Source organism: Microbacterium oxydans (assembly GCF_000956405.1).
Lineage (GTDB): Bacteria > Actinomycetota > Actinomycetes > Actinomycetales > Microbacteriaceae > Microbacterium > Microbacterium oxydans_C.
The window spans coordinates 1-16,552 of the sequence record NZ_JYIV01000012.1; the positions used below are offsets into that span (position 1 = coordinate 1).

The following is a 16,552-nucleotide window of genomic DNA, read 5'->3' on the forward strand; positions in this document are numbered from 1 at the left end:
CGTAATGAATCGGGATGTGCCACGTCTCATCCCATGTAGACAGCCGTAGCGATCCCACCGGGGGGCGGGATCCAGGCACTGGTGCGGGGGGTATTCGCGCCGGTCGGGCGGGTCGGGATCCTCGGGGGAGGAGAACCCGGCCGCCCGTCTCACGAGGGGAACAGAGGCCGCCGATCTGGGGAACGGCGGCCTCCCACCCCACCGATGCATGACCGGAGAGCGCAGAGCTGCGCGTCGCGCGCGGCGCCGTCTCAGACGAGCAGCCGTGGTCTTGACCACACGCGCGCGACGCGCAGTTCCGCATCCAGGAGCACGGCATCACCGAGCATTCCGACGCGCAGACCGCCGAGGGACTTGTCGCGCCCGATCGCACGCGCCGGGGTCTGGGTGAGGGCTCGGACGGCTTCAGCCAGGCTCACACCGGCCTGCACTGCGCGCTGGAGTGCGACATCCTGCGTCAGGGTCGAGCCGGCGATCGACCCGGTGTCATCGGCTCGCGCCACCCCGTTCTCGACGGTCACACTCACCGCCCCGAGGTCGTAGTGGCCGTCGGCGCTTCCCGCGGCTGCCATCGCGTCGGTGATCAGCGCCACCCGCCCCGGTGCGGAGTCGAAGACGAGCTTGATGACGTGCGGGTCGAGGTGGACGTTGTCGGCGATCGCCTCGAGCACCACGCGATGGTCCGCTGCCGCGGCGAGCACCGGCCCCGGGGAGCGGTGATGGATCCCCGGCATCGCGTTGAACGCATGCGTGAGGATGGAGGCGCCCGCTTCGAAAGCGGCGACCGCCATGCTCGCGTCCGCATCCGTGTGGCCCACTGCGGCCGCTGAGCCGGCAGCCACGATCTGCCGGATCGCGTCGAGACCGCCCGGGAGCTCCGGAGCGATCGTGACCTGGCGGATGGTGCCGCGTCCGGCGTCCAGCAACCGGGCGACATCGGCGGTCGTCGGGTGGCGCAGCAGCGACGGATCGTGTGCACCGTGGTGACCTGGGTCGAGGAACGGGCCCTCGAGGTGAGAGCCCAGGATGTCGGGATCCGTCTCGGTCAGATCGGCGATCAGCCCGACGTTGCGGGCCAGCGAGTCCAGCGACGCCGTGACCAGTGACACGACGGCACGGGTCGTGCCGTGCTCCCGGTGCAGGTCGCGACCGATGCGGATGGCCTCCGCTCCGTCGTCGAACGCCGCGCCTGCCCCGCCGTGCCCGTGGATGTCGACGAATCCGGGGGTGAGCAGAGCGCCGGGGCCTGCGATGCCCGCCGCATCCACGACCTCGTCCGCCGGCGTCCACCCCGAACCCGTTCCGCGCGCGGTCACGAAGCCGTCGTCGATGCGGACCCAGCCGTCCTCGACGATGTCGCCGCGATCGACGACCCGTGCGGAGTGGATGACCAGCGAACCGGTCGCGGAGGAGTGGGTGCTCAACATGCGCTCCAGGGGATCTCGTCTGCGGGGTGGAAATCGACCCCCTCAGCCTTCCACAGCGGGGCGAGCGACCCGACCCGCACACGGAACGACTCCCACCCGCGCTCGGGCGCCTCTCTCGGCGACCAGCCCACCTCGGCCTGGGCGGCGGCGCGAGGGAACACGAGCCGTTCGACCTCGTCGAGCGTGCGGGTCGTCTCCGACCACAGCGGAGCCTCGACACCGAGGATCGCGCTGTCCGGCACGTCGAGGATCCCCGTCGGCTCCCATTCATAGGCGGAGCGCACGTCGATGATCGCGGCCCAGGTGAGGCCGAGGGGGAAGTCCTCCGTGTACTTCATGTCGAGGTACGTGACGTTCGCGGCCGACATGATCAGGGCGCCGCCGCGCTCGACGAAGTGGACGGCCTCCTCTGCATGCGTTCCCTCCGGGGTGGTCTTGCCCCAGTACTGCCCGATCGTGCCCTCGGCGATGTTCGCGGCGGAACCCATCTCGTGCCACGCCACCGGCACCTTGCCCGCCTCCACGACGATGGCGGTCGCACGCTCGGCGAACAGATCGAAGTCGGCCTGAGGGGTGCCGAGGGACTCGTCCCCGCCGATGTGGATGTATGGGCCGGGTGTCATCTCGGCGAGCTCGCGCACGACGTCGCGCACGAAGTCATAGGTGCGCTCCTCGTGGATGCGGACGCTGGAGTGACCGACCCCCCACCCCAGGTAGGTCTCACCCGCGACGGGGAGGGGCTGCCCGAGCCGCTCCGAATCGGCGATCAGGTTGTCGTTCAGCACGGGGGCCTCGACGAGCTCGGGATAGGCGACACCGATCGCATGGGTGTGTCCGGGGAGGTCGATCTCGGGGATGACGATCATGTGACGCGAGGCGGCGTGGGCCACGATCTCGCGGTAGTCGTCCTTCGTGTAGAAGCCGCCGGGGTCGCCGTCCGCCGAGGTGAGAGAGGCCCGTTCGGTCAGCAGGGGCCAGGAGTCGATGTGCACGCGCCACCCCTGGTCGTCGCTCAGGTGCAGGTGCAGGTGGTTGAACTTGAGGGCACTGGTGCTATCGATGAACCGCTTGACGTCGTCGACGCCGAAGAAGTGACGCGCCACGTCGAGCATGACTCCCCGCCGCGGGAAACGGGGTGAGTCCGCGATGTCCGCTCCGAGCAGGGCCCAGCCGGAGTCGTCCTGGCGCAGCAGCTGCAGCAGGGTCTGCACGCCGTAGAAGAGTCCCGCCTCATCGGCGCCCACCACGACTGCTCGGTCACCGATCTCGAGCGTGTATCCCTCGGGTGCCGAGGACCCGGCATCGATCAGGAGCTCGATGTCGGCCGGAGCCTCGTCGGCGCGCGAGAGGCGGATGCCGCTGCGACGCTCGACCGCATCGATCAGCTGGGCGACGGCAGGGGAGGAGCCGAGAACACGCGTCGTTGCGGTGATCGGCATCCGACCTTCCCGCGCGACGGCCGAAACGGGGACGGGAACGAGGGGAAGAGGATGAGGAAGGACCATGAACAAAACCTACCCGTCGGCATCCTCGAGGGGAATGGCTGACATCGAATCGATTCTGCGACGATGCCCGAGAACCCCGCGTGCACACGGTCCCCGATCGGCTATGCTCGTAACCGTCGCGACTGGCGTCTGGGTGGACTACCACCGGGGAGCGACTGACCACGGAATTCGACCGCGCGCCTGGGCCGATAGGAACACCCCTTTCGAATCCGTCGTCAAAAGGAGCACGTCATGACCGACCGTTACTTCAACGCCCCGCTGTCCGAGGTCGATCCCGAGATCGCCCAGGTTCTCGACCGAGAGCTGAAGCGTCAGCAGACCTTCCTCGAGATGATCGCCTCGGAGAACTTCGTGCCCGTCTCGGTGCTGCAGTCGCAGGGCTCCGTGCTCACCAACAAGTACGCCGAGGGTTACCCGGGCCGTCGCTACTACGGCGGCTGTGAAGAGGTCGACGTCGCGGAGGAGCTCGCCATCTCCCGCGCCAAGAGCCTGTTCGGCGCGGAGTTCGCGAACGTCCAGCCGCACTCCGGTGCATCAGCGAACGCCGCGGTGCTGCACGCCATCGCCCGCCCCGGCGACACCCTGCTCGGCCTCTCGCTCGACCAGGGCGGCCACCTCACGCACGGCATGAAGATCAACTTCTCCGGTCGCCTGTACGACATCGTCGCCTACGGGGTCGACGCCGAGACCTCGACGATCGACATGGACGAGGTCCGTCGCCTCGCGATCGAGCACAAGCCCAAGGTGATCATCGCCGGCTGGTCGGCCTACCCGCGCACGATGGACTTCGCGGCGTTCCGTGCCATCGCCGACGAGGTGGGCGCGATCCTCTGGGTCGACATGGCGCACTTCGCGGGTCTGGTCGCCGCAGGTCTGCACCCGAACCCGGTTCCTCACGCGCACGTCGTCTCCTCGACCGTGCACAAGACCATCGGCGGCCCGCGCTCGGGCTTCATCCTCACCAACGACGCCGACCTCGCCAAGAAGATCAATACCGCGGTCTTCCCCGGCCAGCAGGGCGGTCCGCTCATGCACGTGATCGCGGCGAAGGCGACCGCGTTCAAGCTCGCCGGCACGCCGGAGTTCAAGGAGCGCCAGGAGCGCGTGCTGCGCGGTGCGAAGCTCATCGCCGAGCGCCTTTCGCAGCAGGACGTGAAGGACGCCGGCATCGCCGTGCGCTCGGGCGGGACGGACGTGCACCTCGTGCTGGTCGACCTGCGCGACGCCGAGATCGATGGCAAGCAGGCGGAGGACCTCCTGCACGACATCCACATCACCGTGAACCGCAACGCCGTGCCGAACGACCCGCGTCCGCCGATGGTGACCTCGGGCCTGCGCATCGGCACGCCCGCGCTCGCGACCCGCGGCTTCGGCGACGCCGAGTTCACCGAGGTGGCCGACATCATCGCGCTCGCACTGCTCCCCGGGGCCGACGTCGAGGCTCTGCGCACCCGCGTGGACGCGCTCGCCGCCGCGTTCCCGCTCTACCCGGACCTGCAGCAGTGACTGCGAAGATCCTCGACGGGAAGGCGGCCTCCGCGGCGATCCGTGCCGAGCTCACGGAGCGTGTCGCCGAGCTGAAGAGCAAGGGGGTCACGCCCGGAATCGCGACGGTGCTGGTGGGAGCCGACCCGGCCTCGCAGCTCTACGTGGGCATGAAGCATCGGCAGTCCGAGGCGATCGGGATGAACTCGATCCAGCGTGAACTGCCCGCCGATGCGACGCAGGCCGACGTCGAGGCACTGATCGACGAGCTCAACGCCGATCCCGCGTGCCACGGCTACATCGTGCAGCTGCCCCTTCCGAAGCACCTCGACACCGACGCGATCCTGGAGCGGATCGACCCGGCGAAGGACGCGGACGGTCTGCACCCGACCAACCTCGGGCGCCTCGTCCTCAACGTGAACGCGCCGATCCACACGCCGCTGCCGTGCACCCCGCGCGGGGTGATCGAGCTGCTGCTGCGCAACGACTACGACCTCAAGGGCAAGCACGTGGTGGTGGTCGGCCGCGGGGTGACCATCGGCCGCTCCATCGGGCTGCTGCTGACCCGTCGTGACCTGAACGCGACGGTCACGCTCACCCACACCGGCACCGTCGACATGCCGAAGTACCTCCGCGAGGCCGATGTGATCGTCGCCGCAGCCGGCGTGAAGCACCTGATCCGCGCAGAAGATATCAAGCCCGGAGCCGCCGTGCTCGATGTGGGCGTGACGCGCGAGACCGACGCCGAGACCGGGAAGAACATCGTCTTCGGAGATGTCGCGCCGGACGTCGCAGAGGTCGCCGGGTACATCTCCCCGAACCCGGGCGGCGTCGGGCCCATGACGGTCGCGCTGCTCATGACGAACGTCGTGGAGGCCGCGGAGCGATCGCTCTGACGACTAGACCTCGAGACGAGAAAGGCGCCCATCCTGGAGGATGGGCGCCTTTCTTCGCGTCGCGAGGTCGTATCAACCCGACTCGTCGAGCATCCGTCGCTCGCGATCACCCCTGGCTGTGCAGCGAGCTCTCGATTCCGCTGATGCGGGCCTGCTCGTCGAAACGGAAGCTCGCGGTTCCGGTGGCATCCGACACCGTCGCCCCGGAGAACGCCTCGTCCGTCCAGGTGAGGGTCCACCCCGCGAGGCGCGCGAGGTCCCAGACAGACGTGCGCGCGTCAGGGACAGCGGTGGCGGAGAGCACCCGGGGCAGCGCGATGACCGCATCCGCGACCGTGAGGGGTGCGAGCGGCGCATCGAGCAGGAACACGGCGCGGGTTCCGTTGCCGACCGGGGCGGAGTAGTACGGGGAACGGCCGGTGAGCTCGACCGCGACGCCGCCGATCGTGTGTGCAGCCTGAGCGATCCATGCGTCGTCGCCGGAGGCGCCGTCGGGGAACGGCACCTCGGCCGTGGTCAGCTCTGCGATGCCGTGCTCGCTGCCGTAGGCGTGCAGCTGCCCTGCGATGCCCTGGGGATCGCCGCTCGGGTGAGCCCACGCCCAGAGGAGGGAACGGGGGCCAGGAGCGATCGTCGCGATCAGGTGGGCGCGGGTGACGAGCTGGCGCGACGAGTCCGCGTCGGCCGTGAACGTGATCGTGCCGGCAGCGAGGTCGGCGTCCCAACGGTGCTCGCCGAGGGCATCGGCAGCAGCGGAGAGAGCGTCCTGACGGAGCGCGACGAAGAGGGCGGCACGATCGGCGAGGGGCTGGAGTGCGGCGAAGGTCATGTCCACAGTCTCGCGGTCGATGCTATGAATCCGCTCGCTCACGCGGGGAGCGTCGCGGTTTCCGGCCTGCCCATCCGCCACACGCTCGGCACCGTGAGCGTGATGAGCGCGACGCCCGCGTAGACGGCCCCGGACGTGATCAGAACGGTCGCCGGATCCGCGTGCGTGATCAGCCAGCCGTAGACGAGGGTTCCGATCGGCATCACGACGAAGCTCCCGAGCATGTCGTAGCTCGACACCCGGGAGAGCTTCTCGCCGGGGATGTTCTCCATCATCGCGAGGTTCCAGCCGGTGCTGAACACCTCGGCCCCGGCACCCGCGATGAAGGCGGCCATGGCCAGCAGCACCACGGCGGGGTGGATGCCCAGGATGGTGACGGGGATCGCGAACGCGGCCATGCCGATCATCCCGTAGCGCAGCGGTCGTCGCAGCGGGAACCACATCAGCAGCAGGGTCATCAGCAGCACCCCGACGCCTTCCGCGCTGACCACCCATCCCCAGCCGGTGATGCCCAGCAGGTCGTTGTTCTTGGCGATGTACGGACCGACGACGCCCCACGCACCAACGTGGATGGCGTTCATGATCATGAAGGCCAGCACGATCGTCCACAGCCACGACCGGCTCCAGAACTCCCGCCAGCCGATGCGGAGGTCGTGGAACATCGTGGTGCCGCCCGCGTGCGAGGGTGGCGGCAGCTTCACGAGCGCGAGCACCGGGATCGCGATCACCCAGCCGGCGGCCTGCACCACCATCGCCCACGCCGGCCCCGCCGTCGCCACCAGGACGCCCGCGATGATCGGGCCGCCGATGGTCACGGCGGACCGCACGAAGGACAGCATCGCGTTCGCCTGCTGCAGGTGCTCCGGCGTTGTGAGCTGAGGGATGATGCCCTGCATCGCGGGGAGCACGAACGCCGTGGAGGCGCCGTTCACGATCGACAGCACGATGAGCAGGGGGATCGTGGCGGTGCCGGTGAACAGCAGTGCCGCGATCGTGCCGATCGAGAGGATGTCGACCACGTAGCAGGCCTGGATGATCAGCGCGCGGGGGAGACGGTCGGCGATCACTCCGCCGAACAGCACGAACACGATGTTGCTGATCGTGAACGCAGCGAGCACGAGCGACAGCGACCTGGCGTCGTTGTCGATCTCGAGGACGGCGAACGCGAGCGCGATCGACGACATCGAGCCGGCGATCATCGTGATGGCACGGGCCAGGAAGAACCAGCGGAAGTTGCGGTCCTGCATCGCGGCGAGCCCGCGGATCACCTCATGACCTCGCCTCTGTGCACCCGGCTATCCTGCCACGGCCCGGAACTCTTCGAATCGCGCAAATGGGTGCATCCAGGGGCTGGATACAACGATTCGCGCGATTCGAACGGTCAGTAGCTGGCGCGGTCGGCGGCATCCACGGCGATGAAGCGGGCGGCCAGAGCCTCGGAGGCGCGGGCGAGCAGCGCCACGTCGGCTCCGACCGCCACGAAGTCGGCGCCCGCTGCGAGATAGGCATCGGCGGCCGTGGGGTCGAAGGCGTTCACACCCACGGCCTTGCCCGCAGCCTTGACGGCGGCGAAGACCCTCTCGACGGCGGCCGTGACCTCGGGGTGCGTCTGCTGGCCGAGCAATCCCATCGACGCGGAGAGGTCGGAGGGACCGACGAACACCGCGTCGACGCCGTCGACCGCCGCGATCTCGGAGGCGGCTTCGACGCCCGCAGCCGTCTCGATCTGCACGGTGAGGGAGACGTGCTGCGCTGACTCCTGCAGATACCGGTCGACGCGATTCCAGCGGGCGCTGCGTGCCAGAGCGCTACCCACTCCGCGCACGCCCTCCGGCGGGTACCGGGTCGCGGCGACGGCGGTGCGCGCCTCTTCGGCGGACGACACCATCGGGACGATGAGGTTCTGCGCCCCGAGGTCGAGGATCTGCTTGATCGCGACGGTGTCATTCGACGGCACCCGCACGAGGGGAGCGATCGGGTAGGCGGCGACCGCTTGAAGCTGCACGAGCACGGACTCCAGCGTGTTCGCCGAGTGCTCCATGTCGATCAGCAGCCAGTCGAGTCCCGACCCCGCGGCGACCTCGGCGAGCAGCGGGCTGCCGGAGCAGACCCACATCCCGACAAGCGATCGGTCGGAGTCGGCCACCTGCTCGCGGAAGGACGGAGCTAGACGAAGCGGCATGCGATTGTTCCCATCGGTCCGTAATCGCACAGCACCTCGTCGCCGCGCGACACCCACATCGGGCGTGTGAACGATCCTGCCAGGATGATCTCGCCCGCTTCGAGACGCGCGCCGTGCTGGTGGAACTTGTTCGCGAGCCACGCCACGCCAGTGGCCGGATGCCCGAGCACCCCGGCGGCGACACCGGTCTCCTCGATCTCTCCGTTGCGGGAGAGCACGCCGGGCACCCAGCGCAGATCGATCTCGTCCGGGCGCTTGTGCACCGTCCCGAGCACCATCGCCCCGTAGGCGGCGTTGTCGCTGATGGTGTCGACGATCGTGCGACCCTCGAGCTCGATGTGCGAGTTCAGCACCTCGAGCGCCGGCACCGCGTAGTCGATCGCGGCGAGAGCATCCTCGAGGGTGCAGTCCGGCCCCTCGAGCGGCGTCTTCAGCACGAAGGCCAGCTCGACCTCGATGCGCACGTTCGAGAAGTGGTCGACGGGGATCTCGGCGCCGGACTCGTACACGGTGTCGTCGAACATGACGCCGTAGTCGGGTTCGGTGATGCCCGTCGCCTGCTGCATCGCCTTCGAGGTCAGGCCGATCTTGCGCCCCACGAGCCGGCGCCCCGCGGCGATCTGCGAGTCCCTCCAGACGCCCTGGATCGCGTAGGAATCCTCGACCGTCGCCTCCGGATACCGTGCGGTGATGCGCGGGATCACGCCGTGTGCGCGGTCGGCCTCGGCGAGTTCTGCGGCGATCGCGGCGATCGTCTCCTCAGGCAGCATCGGATCCTCCTAGAGCTGGTGGCCGAGCTTGTACTCGCCCTGCTTGTATTCGGGCATGTCCTTGTCGTCGTCGGCGCGCGTGTAGGAGAAGCCGTCGGCACCGATGGTCACCGCCATCTCGCTGGAGTCCGTGCGGGCGACCACAGGCTGCGGGTTGCCGTCGAGATCGAGCACCAGCGAGGCATCGGTGTACCAGGACGGCACCACCGGGTTCCCCCACCAGTCGCGACGCTGGTTGTCGTGCACGTCCCACGTGACGACGGGATTGTCGGGGTCGCCCGTGTAGTAATCCTGCGTGTACACCTCGACGCGGTGCCCGTCGGGGTCGCGCAGGTAGAGGTAGAACGCGTTGCTCACGCCGTGACGGCCGGGTCCGCGCTCGATCGAGTCGGAGCGGCGCAGAGCACCGAGCTTGTCGCAGATCGCGAGGATGTTGTGCTTCTCATGCGTCGCGAAGCACACGTGGTGCATGCGGGGTCCGTCGCCGCCGGTCATGGCCGTGTCGTGCACGGTGGGCTTGCGGCGCATCCAGGCGGCGTACACCGTGCCCTCCTCGTCCTGGATGTCCTCTGTGACGCGGAAGCCGAGGTCCTGCATGAAGCCGACGGCGCGCGGCACATCCGGAGTGACCTGGTTGAAGTGGTCGAGCCGCACCAGTTCGCCGGGGATGTGCAGGTCGTACCGCCACGACATCCGCTCGACGTGCTCGGTGGCGTAGAAGAACTCGTAGGGGAAGCCGAGCGGGTCGACCACGCGCACCGAGTCTCCGATGCCCTTGACGAAGCCGTCTTCCTTGCGGCGGACCTCGCAGCCGAGCTCGGTGTAGAACTCGACGGCGCGGTCGAGGTCCTCCGGCGTGCGCACTCGATACGAGAAGGCGGCGACAGCGGCGATGGGCCCCTTGCGCAGTACGAGGTTGTGGTGGATGAACTCCTCCGTCGAGCGCAGGTAGATCGCCTCGTCGTCCTCCGCGGTCACGTACAGCCCCAGGACGTCGACGTAGAACTGGCGCGACGCGGCGAGGTCGGTGACCACGAGCTCCATGTAGGCGCAGCGGAGGATGTCCGGCGGCGAGCTCTGCGGCGTCGCGATGGGGTTGTCCGAGCGGATCGGCGCCTCCTGGGAGACGTAGAAGCCCGAGGAGGTCAGGGTCATATCTTCGCGGTGTGTCATGTCAGCGTCCTTGCGTGAGGGTTCCGGTCGCACTTTCTGTCGCTTCCGCGCCCGCAGAGCGACAGAAAGTGCGACCGGAACGAGACAGTGGGGTCAGTTCTTGCCGAAGGTCGGGTTGTGCGAGTGCTCCGCGAGCGTGATGTGCACGCTCTGCTGATCGGTGTAGAAGTCGATCGAGCGGTAGCCGCCCTCGTGGCCGAGGCCCGAGGCCTTCACTCCGCCGAACGGAGTACGCAGGTCCCGTACGTTGTTGCTGTTCAGCCACACCATGCCGGCCTCGACCGACTGCGCGAAGTTGTGTGCGCGCTTGAGGTCGTTGGTCCAGATGTACGCTGCGAGACCGTACTTGGTGTTGTTCGCGAGCGACAGCGCTTCCGCGTCCGAGTCGAACGGCGTGATCGCGACCACCGGCCCGAAGATCTCCTCCTGGAAGATGCGGGCATCGGGGGAGACATCGGCGAACACGGTCGGTGCGACGAAGTTCCCCTCGTCGAACCCTTCCGGGCGACCGCCGCCCGCTACCAGGCGGCCCTCGGTCTTGCCGATCTCGACGTAGGACATCACCTTGTCGTAGTGCTCGGGGTGCACGAGCGCGCCCACCTCCGTGGCGGGGTCATGCGGGTAGCCGACCTTGACGCGCTTCGCCTGCGCGGCGTAGCGCTCCACGAACTCCTCGTAGATCGACCGCTCGACCAGGATGCGGGAGCCGGCGGTGCAGCGCTCGCCGTTGAGGGAGAAGACGCCGAAGATGGTCGCGTCGACGGCGGCCTCCAGGTCGGCATCGGCGAACACGACGGCGGGCGACTTGCCGCCGAGCTCCATCGACAGGCCCTTGAGGAACGGTGCCGCGTTGCCGAAGATGATCTGCCCCGTGCGGCTCTCGCCGGTGAAGGAGATGAGCGGCACGTCGGGGTGCTTCACCAGCGCGTCGCCGGCGTCTTCGCCGAGGCCGTTCACGAGGTTGAAGACGCCCTGCGGCAGGCCTGCCTCCTCGAAGATGCCCGCCCACAGCGAGGCGGAGAGGGGCGTGAACTCGGCCGGCTTCAGCACGACCGTGTTGCCGGTCGCGAGCGCGGGCCCGAGCTTCCAGGACTCGAGCATGAACGGCGTGTTCCACGGGGTGATGAGCCCGGCGACGCCGATCGGCTTGCGGTTGACGTAGTTCATCTGCTTGCCGGGCACCTTGAAGGCGTCGTCGGCCTGGGCCACGATCAGGTCGGCGAAGAAGCGGAAGTTCTCGGCGGCGCGGCGGGCCTGACCGAGTGCCTGCGTGATCGGCAGCCCGGAGTCGTAGGACTCCAGCTCGGCGAGCCGGGCGTCGCGCGACTCGACGATGTCGGCGATCCTGTGCAGCACCCGGGAGCGCTCGCGCGGCAGCATACGCGGCCAGGGCCCCTCGTCGAAGGCGCGCTTGGCTGCGGCCACCGCGAGCTCGATGTCGGCCTTCTTGCCGGCGGCGGCCGTGGTGTAGGTCTTGTTCGTCACCGGGTCGAGCACGTCGAACGTGTCGCCGTCGACGGAATCCACGAAGGCGCCGTCGATGTAGTGCTGGATGTGGTCGGGAAGGTCTGCGGGGATGCGCGAATCGGTCATGAGGTTTCTCCGGTCGTCTGTGCGGAAGTCGTCTGTGCTGACATCGTCTGTGCGGAAGTCGTCTGGGCGGAACGGGTGTGCAGGGCGTCGAGGAACGCGTCCATCGTGCGCCAGCGGTGGTTGCGGGCGGCGAGTTCGATCTCGAGCGGGTCGGCGCCCGCGCGGATGAGGTCGAGGATCTCGGTGTGCTCCTCGACCGAATGCTGGGCGCGCCCTGGAATCGAGGCGAAGGTCGTCTCACGGATGCCGGAGAGCCGCGACCAGCCCCGATGCACGAGATCGAGCAGATGCGGGTTGGGGCACGGTTCGAACAGCACCGAATGGAACTGGCGGTTGAGCTCGGTGAAGGCGTGCGCGTCGAGATGGTCGAGCATCCGCGCCATCCGGTCGTTGATCCGGGCGGCCTCATCGAGCGCCTGGTCATCGAGCAGGGGAGCGGACAGGGCGGTGGCACAGCCTTCGACGAGGCCGAGAGTCTGCATCGTGTGCGCATACTCGCTCTCGTCGACGAGGGTCACCCGCGCGCCGACGTTGCGCTCGAACGTCACGAGCCCTTCGGCCTCGAGGCGGCGGATCGCCTCGCGCACCGGGACGACGCTCATCTGGAGGTCATCGGCGATTGACCCCAGCACCAGCCGGTAGCCGGGGCTGAACATGTGGCCCGTGATGCGCGAGCGCAGCCATTCGTAGGCGACCTCGGACTTGCTCGCCGCCGTCGCGGTCATCGCACGCTCCCGTCGGACACGGCCTTCTCGTAGCGGGCCCGCCACTCGGCGTTCAAGGGGAAGAGGCCGTCGACCGGGTGTCCTGCGGCGACCTGCTCGGCGATCCAGGCGTCTTCGATCTCCTGCGCGACGGCGCTCGCCGCGACCTCGGCGGCCAGGGACGGTGGGATCACGATCACGCCGTCGCTGTCGCCGACGATGATGTCGCCGGGCTGCACGGTCGCGCCGCCGCAGGAGATCGTGACATCCACGTCCCACGGCACGTGCTTGCGACCGAGCACCGACGGGTGCGCGCCTTGCGAGAACACGGGAAGGCCGATCTCGGCCACCGCGTCGTAGTCGCGGACGCCGCCGTCTGTGACCACTCCCGCTGCGCCGCGCACCTTGGCGCGCAGGGCCAGGATGTCGCCGAGCGTGCCCGTCGTGGCATCGCCGCGAGCTTCGATCACGATGACCTCGCCGTCCTCCACGGCGTCGAACGCCCGCTTCTGGGCGTTGTAGCCGCCGCCGTGCGAGGCGAAGAGGTCTTCGCGGAACGGGACGAAGCGCAGCGTCTTCGCGGTGCCGACGATCTTCTGTCCCGGAATGTTGACCGAGACGCCGTCGATGAAGCAGGAGTGGTGTCCGCGCTTGCGGAGCTGTGCCGAGAGCCCGGCCGTCGGCGCCTCCAGCAACTGTGCGCGCAGTTCGGGGGAGAGGCCGGGAGCCTTCTCGACGGGAGGCAGTCCTGCTTCCGCCCGCGAGCCCCATGCCTCGGTGCGCTGCAGGTCGTCCACGGCGGGGAGCGAGCCGATCTCTGCGTCGAAAGGAGTCTCGCCCTGGGTCACGGTGGTGACGAGGCGACCCGAGCTCGGGGCTCCCGGTGCATCCGGTGCGTCCACCTCGACCTCGACGACGTCGCCGGGGACGATGACGGATGAGCCGGCGGGGGTGCCGGTGAGGATCACATCGCCGGGCTCGAGCGTGAAGTGCTGGGAGAGGTCGGCGACGAGTTGGGCGAGCGGGAAGATCAGCCCTGCCGTGGTGTCGTCCTGGCGGAGTTCGCCGTTGACCCAGGTGCGCACGCGCAGCGCCGCGGGGTCGACGGTGCGGGCATCGATCAGCTCGGGGCCGATCGGGGTGTAGCCGTCGCCGCCTTTGGAGCGGACGTTCGAGCCCTTGTCGTTGGCGCGCAGGTCGTACAGGCCGAGGTCGTTCGAGGCGGTCACCCAGCCCACGTGGGACCAGGCGTCGTCGAGGGAGACGCGGCGCGCGGCCGAGTCGATCACGAGCGCGATCTCTCCCTCGAACGCGAGCAGCTCGGTACCGGCCGGCCGCTCGACGGTGCCGCCGGAGACGCCGACGGAGCTGGCCGGCTTGAAGAAGTAGGAGGGGGCGGCGGGGCGCCGGCCGCGCTGATCCGCTCGGGAGGCGTAGCTCAGGTGGATCGCGATGATCTTGCCGGGGCGGTCGATGGGTTCCGTCACGGGGCGCCTCCTCGCGCTGTCAGTGGCCTGCGCGACGCCTTGTGCGTCGTATTCGAAATCATATATTATCGGTTCACCCCTCGGCAAGCACTCCGGATTCACGTCCGTCGCGCGCCGTGACAATGCGGTCACAACCAAAGGAGACACCCCATGAGCGGGCAGTCACAGGCTGGGTTCACGCCCACCGGAACCATCGCGACAGCGGCAGACAGACGTCGTGTCGTGTTCGCCACCGTCGTCGGAACCACCGTGGAGTGGTACGACTTCTTCATCTACGCCACGGCCGTCGGTCTCGTCTTCGGCCAGCTCTTCTTCGCCCCGCTCGGCGAGAACAGCGCCCTGATCGGTTTCGCGACGGTCGGCGTCAGCTTCCTGTTCCGCCCCCTCGGCGCCTTCCTCGCCGGCCACTACGGCGACAAGCTCGGGCGCAAGGCCGTGCTGATGTGGACGCTGATCCTGATGGGTGCGGCCACCGCCCTCATCGGCATCCTGCCCACGTACGAGACCATCGGCCTGATGGCCGATCCTGCTGGTGCTGCTGCGCATCGTGCAGGGCATCTCGGCGGGCGGTGAGTGGGGTGGTGCCGTGCTGATGGCCGTCGAGCATGCGCCCCGCAAGAAGCGCGGCATCTTCGGAGCGTCCCCGCAGATCGGCGTGCCTCTCGGCCTCCTGCTCGCCTCCGGTGTGATGGCGCTCATGACGGTGATCGCCCCCGGCGACCAGTTCCTCGCCTGGGGCTGGCGCGTGCCGTTCCTGCTGAGTGTCGTGCTGATCCTGGTCGGCTACTACGTGCGTCGCAAGGTCGAGGAGAGCCCCGTGTTCACCGAGCTCGCCGCCCGCAAGGAGAAGGCGAAGATGCCGATCGCGCAGCTGTTCCGCAAGCACCTGCTGCTCGTGATCGTCGCCGCGTTCGTGTTCGCCGGCAACAACGCGGTCGGCTACATGACCACCGGCGGATACATCCAGGGGTACGCCACCGATCCCGCGGGCCCCATCGGCCTCGAGCGCGGCCCCGTCCTCTGGGCTGTCGCCGGATCTGCGGTCACCTGGCTGCTCACGACGCTCCTCGCGGGGTGGCTGTCCGACCGCATCGGCCGCCGCACGACGTACATCATCGGCTGGGTGCTGCAGCTGGTGGGTGTGTTCACGCTGTTCCCGCTGGTCAACACCGGGGAGATCGGGCTGCTGTTCGCGGGACTTGCGATCCTCACCATCGGCCTCGGTTTCACGTACGGTCCGCAGGCGGCGCTGTACGCCGAGCTGTTCCCTGCGAGCATCCGCTTCTCCGGCGTCTCGATCTCGTACGCGATCGGCGCCATCGCCGGCGGCGCCTTCGCGCCGACGATCGCGACGGCCATCGTGAAGGCGACGGGATCGACGGGAGCTGTCACCTGGTACCTGGCCGGCATGACGGTGCTCGGCCTCGTCGCGACCCTTCTGCTTCGCGACCGCTCCGGCATCCCGCTCGGACCGGATCACGAAGAGGAGCAGTCCGTCAGCCCGATCTACGGACTCGCGAAGGCCTGACCCACCGCGCTGCGATCTGCTCCCGTCGCATTTCCTGTCGTCTGCCCTCTCGGAGACCGACAGGAAGTGCGACGGGAGTGCTCGTCTGCACGCGTGCGCGTGCGTGGAGCCCGGCGTCAGCCGTCGAGAGCGTCGCGGATGTCGGACGCCGCCCGCTGCAGGCGCGCGGCGATCTCGGTCTCGTCGATGTCGGTGGACACGTGCACCACGGCGATCGCGGCGGGGCGCTGCCCGCGCAGGGCGAGGGGGACGGCGACGGCCTGCACTGTGGGGATGACCTCGTCATGGCTCGTCGCGTAGCCGCGGATGCGGGCCTTCTCCACATCGTCGGCGAGAGTCGGCGGCACGACCTCCGGCCATTCGTCCGCGGGGAGCTGCGACAGGATGGCCTTGCCTGGTGCGCCGACCGTGACCGGGTGACGGGCGCCGGGGCGCTGGGCGACGCTCGCGACGGCATGTCGGGGCTCGACGCTCGCGAGCGTGATGCACTCCTCGCCGTCCAGCACGCCGAGGAAGCAGGTCATGCCGAGCTCGTTGGCGATCGACGTGAGCTCGGGGAGTGCCTCGGCCTGAAGGTCGTGCGCGACGCCGGCGGCGAGTGCGGCCATCCGGGCGCCGAGGCTCACGGCCCCTGCGGCGTCGCGCGTGACGAGTCCGTGGTCCTCCAGCGTGCGCAGCAGCCGATAGGCGATCGAGCGATGCACGCCGAGTCGGGACGCGAGCTCGTCGATCGTCAGGGACGCGCGGGCGTCGGCGAGCACCTCGAGGATTCGGATGCCGCGGCTCAGGGTCTGCGAAGCGGGAGACGTGGTGCTGCCGGGCATGGGGGCGCTCCCTTGCGATGACGGACGGCGCGGTCTAGGCTGTGTTCAATAGTAGAACTCTCTGTTCGAATATAGAACAAGCCTGTTCTTCGCGCAAGAGCTCCTCATACACGACCCGAAGCGCATGACCCGACGCGCTTGACCCGACG

General features: G+C 68.8%; 13 protein-coding genes, 1 pseudogene and 1 riboswitch. Of the genes and pseudogenes, 3 read left to right on the forward strand and 11 right to left on the reverse strand.

Going from position 1 to position 16,552, the window contains the following annotated elements; all coding sequences use genetic code 11:
• Positions 1-251: 251 nt before the first annotated feature.
• Positions 252-1,427 (reverse strand): N-acetylglucosamine-6-phosphate deacetylase, encoded by a 1,176-nt coding sequence (gene nagA, locus RN51_RS01165; protein WP_045262218.1) that lies wholly within the window; start codon positions 1,425-1,427, stop codon positions 252-254.
• Positions 1,421-2,932, reverse strand: a complete 1,512-nt coding sequence (locus RN51_RS01170; protein WP_082066208.1) for a family 20 glycosylhydrolase — start codon at positions 2,930-2,932, stop codon at positions 1,421-1,423. The genes nagA and RN51_RS01170 overlap by 7 nt, the downstream gene beginning before the upstream one ends.
• A 108-nt stretch (positions 2,933-3,040) precedes the next feature.
• Positions 3,041-3,125: riboswitch (ZMP/ZTP riboswitch) on the forward strand.
• A gap of 38 nt (positions 3,126-3,163) precedes the next feature.
• On the opposite strand from RN51_RS01170, the gene glyA reads away from it, so the two are divergent.
• Positions 3,164-4,438 carry a serine hydroxymethyltransferase gene (gene glyA / locus RN51_RS01175; RefSeq protein ID WP_045262220.1) on the forward strand — a complete coding sequence of 425 codons (1,275 nt, stop codon included), beginning with the start codon at positions 3,164-3,166 and terminating at the stop codon, positions 4,436-4,438.
• Entirely contained in the window at positions 4,435-5,313 is an 879-nt protein-coding gene (locus tag RN51_RS01180; RefSeq protein ID WP_045262221.1) for a bifunctional methylenetetrahydrofolate dehydrogenase/methenyltetrahydrofolate cyclohydrolase, read from the forward strand. Before glyA ends, RN51_RS01180 begins: the two co-directional genes overlap by 4 nt.
• Before the next feature lie 106 nt (positions 5,314-5,419).
• On the opposite strand, the gene RN51_RS01185 is transcribed toward RN51_RS01180, so the two are convergent.
• From RN51_RS01185 to RN51_RS01220, 8 genes are all read right to left on the reverse strand, one after another.
• Positions 5,420-6,142 carry a DUF6882 domain-containing protein gene (locus RN51_RS01185; RefSeq protein WP_045262259.1) on the reverse strand — a complete coding sequence of 241 codons (723 nt, stop codon included), beginning with the start codon at positions 6,140-6,142 and terminating at the stop codon, positions 5,420-5,422.
• A 38-nt stretch (positions 6,143-6,180) separates the two neighbouring features.
• On the reverse strand, positions 6,181-7,410 hold the full coding sequence (locus RN51_RS01190; RefSeq protein ID WP_052674534.1) for an MFS transporter: 1,230 nt from the start codon (positions 7,408-7,410) through the stop codon (positions 6,181-6,183).
• Positions 7,411-7,523: 113 nt separating this feature from the next.
• Positions 7,524-8,324, reverse strand: coding sequence for an HpcH/HpaI aldolase family protein (locus RN51_RS01195; RefSeq protein WP_045262222.1), 801 nt, complete (start codon positions 8,322-8,324; stop codon positions 7,524-7,526).
• The gene (locus RN51_RS01200; RefSeq protein ID WP_045262223.1) at positions 8,309-9,094 is read right to left on the reverse strand and encodes a 2-keto-4-pentenoate hydratase; all 786 of its coding nucleotides are present in this window, start codon (positions 9,092-9,094) and stop codon (positions 8,309-8,311) included. The genes RN51_RS01195 and RN51_RS01200 overlap by 16 nt, the downstream gene beginning before the upstream one ends.
• 9 nt (positions 9,095-9,103) lie before the next feature.
• Positions 9,104-10,267 (reverse strand): 3,4-dihydroxyphenylacetate 2,3-dioxygenase, encoded by a 1,164-nt coding sequence (gene hpaD / locus RN51_RS01205; protein WP_045262224.1) that lies wholly within the window; start codon positions 10,265-10,267, stop codon positions 9,104-9,106.
• 93 nt (positions 10,268-10,360) lie between these two features.
• Positions 10,361-11,860 (reverse strand): 5-carboxymethyl-2-hydroxymuconate semialdehyde dehydrogenase, encoded by a 1,500-nt coding sequence (hpaE, locus tag RN51_RS01210; RefSeq protein ID WP_045262225.1) that lies wholly within the window; start codon positions 11,858-11,860, stop codon positions 10,361-10,363.
• The gene (locus RN51_RS01215; protein ID WP_045262226.1) at positions 11,857-12,585 is read right to left on the reverse strand and encodes a GntR family transcriptional regulator; all 729 of its coding nucleotides are present in this window, start codon (positions 12,583-12,585) and stop codon (positions 11,857-11,859) included. The genes hpaE and RN51_RS01215 overlap by 4 nt, the downstream gene beginning before the upstream one ends.
• Positions 12,582-14,051 (reverse strand): fumarylacetoacetate hydrolase family protein, encoded by a 1,470-nt coding sequence (locus tag RN51_RS01220; RefSeq protein WP_045262227.1) that lies wholly within the window; start codon positions 14,049-14,051, stop codon positions 12,582-12,584. Before RN51_RS01220 ends, RN51_RS01215 begins: the two co-directional genes overlap by 4 nt.
• Before the next feature lie 150 nt (positions 14,052-14,201).
• On the opposite strand from RN51_RS01220, the pseudogene RN51_RS01225 reads away from it, so the two are divergent.
• A pseudogene (locus RN51_RS01225) lies at positions 14,202-15,579 on the forward strand (MFS transporter).
• A gap of 116 nt (positions 15,580-15,695) precedes the next feature.
• On the opposite strand, the gene RN51_RS01230 reads toward RN51_RS01225, so the two are convergent.
• Positions 15,696-16,403 carry an IclR family transcriptional regulator gene (locus RN51_RS01230; RefSeq protein WP_045262228.1) on the reverse strand — a complete coding sequence of 236 codons (708 nt, stop codon included), beginning with the start codon at positions 16,401-16,403 and terminating at the stop codon, positions 15,696-15,698.
• Between the last annotated feature and the right edge of the window lie 149 nt (positions 16,404-16,552).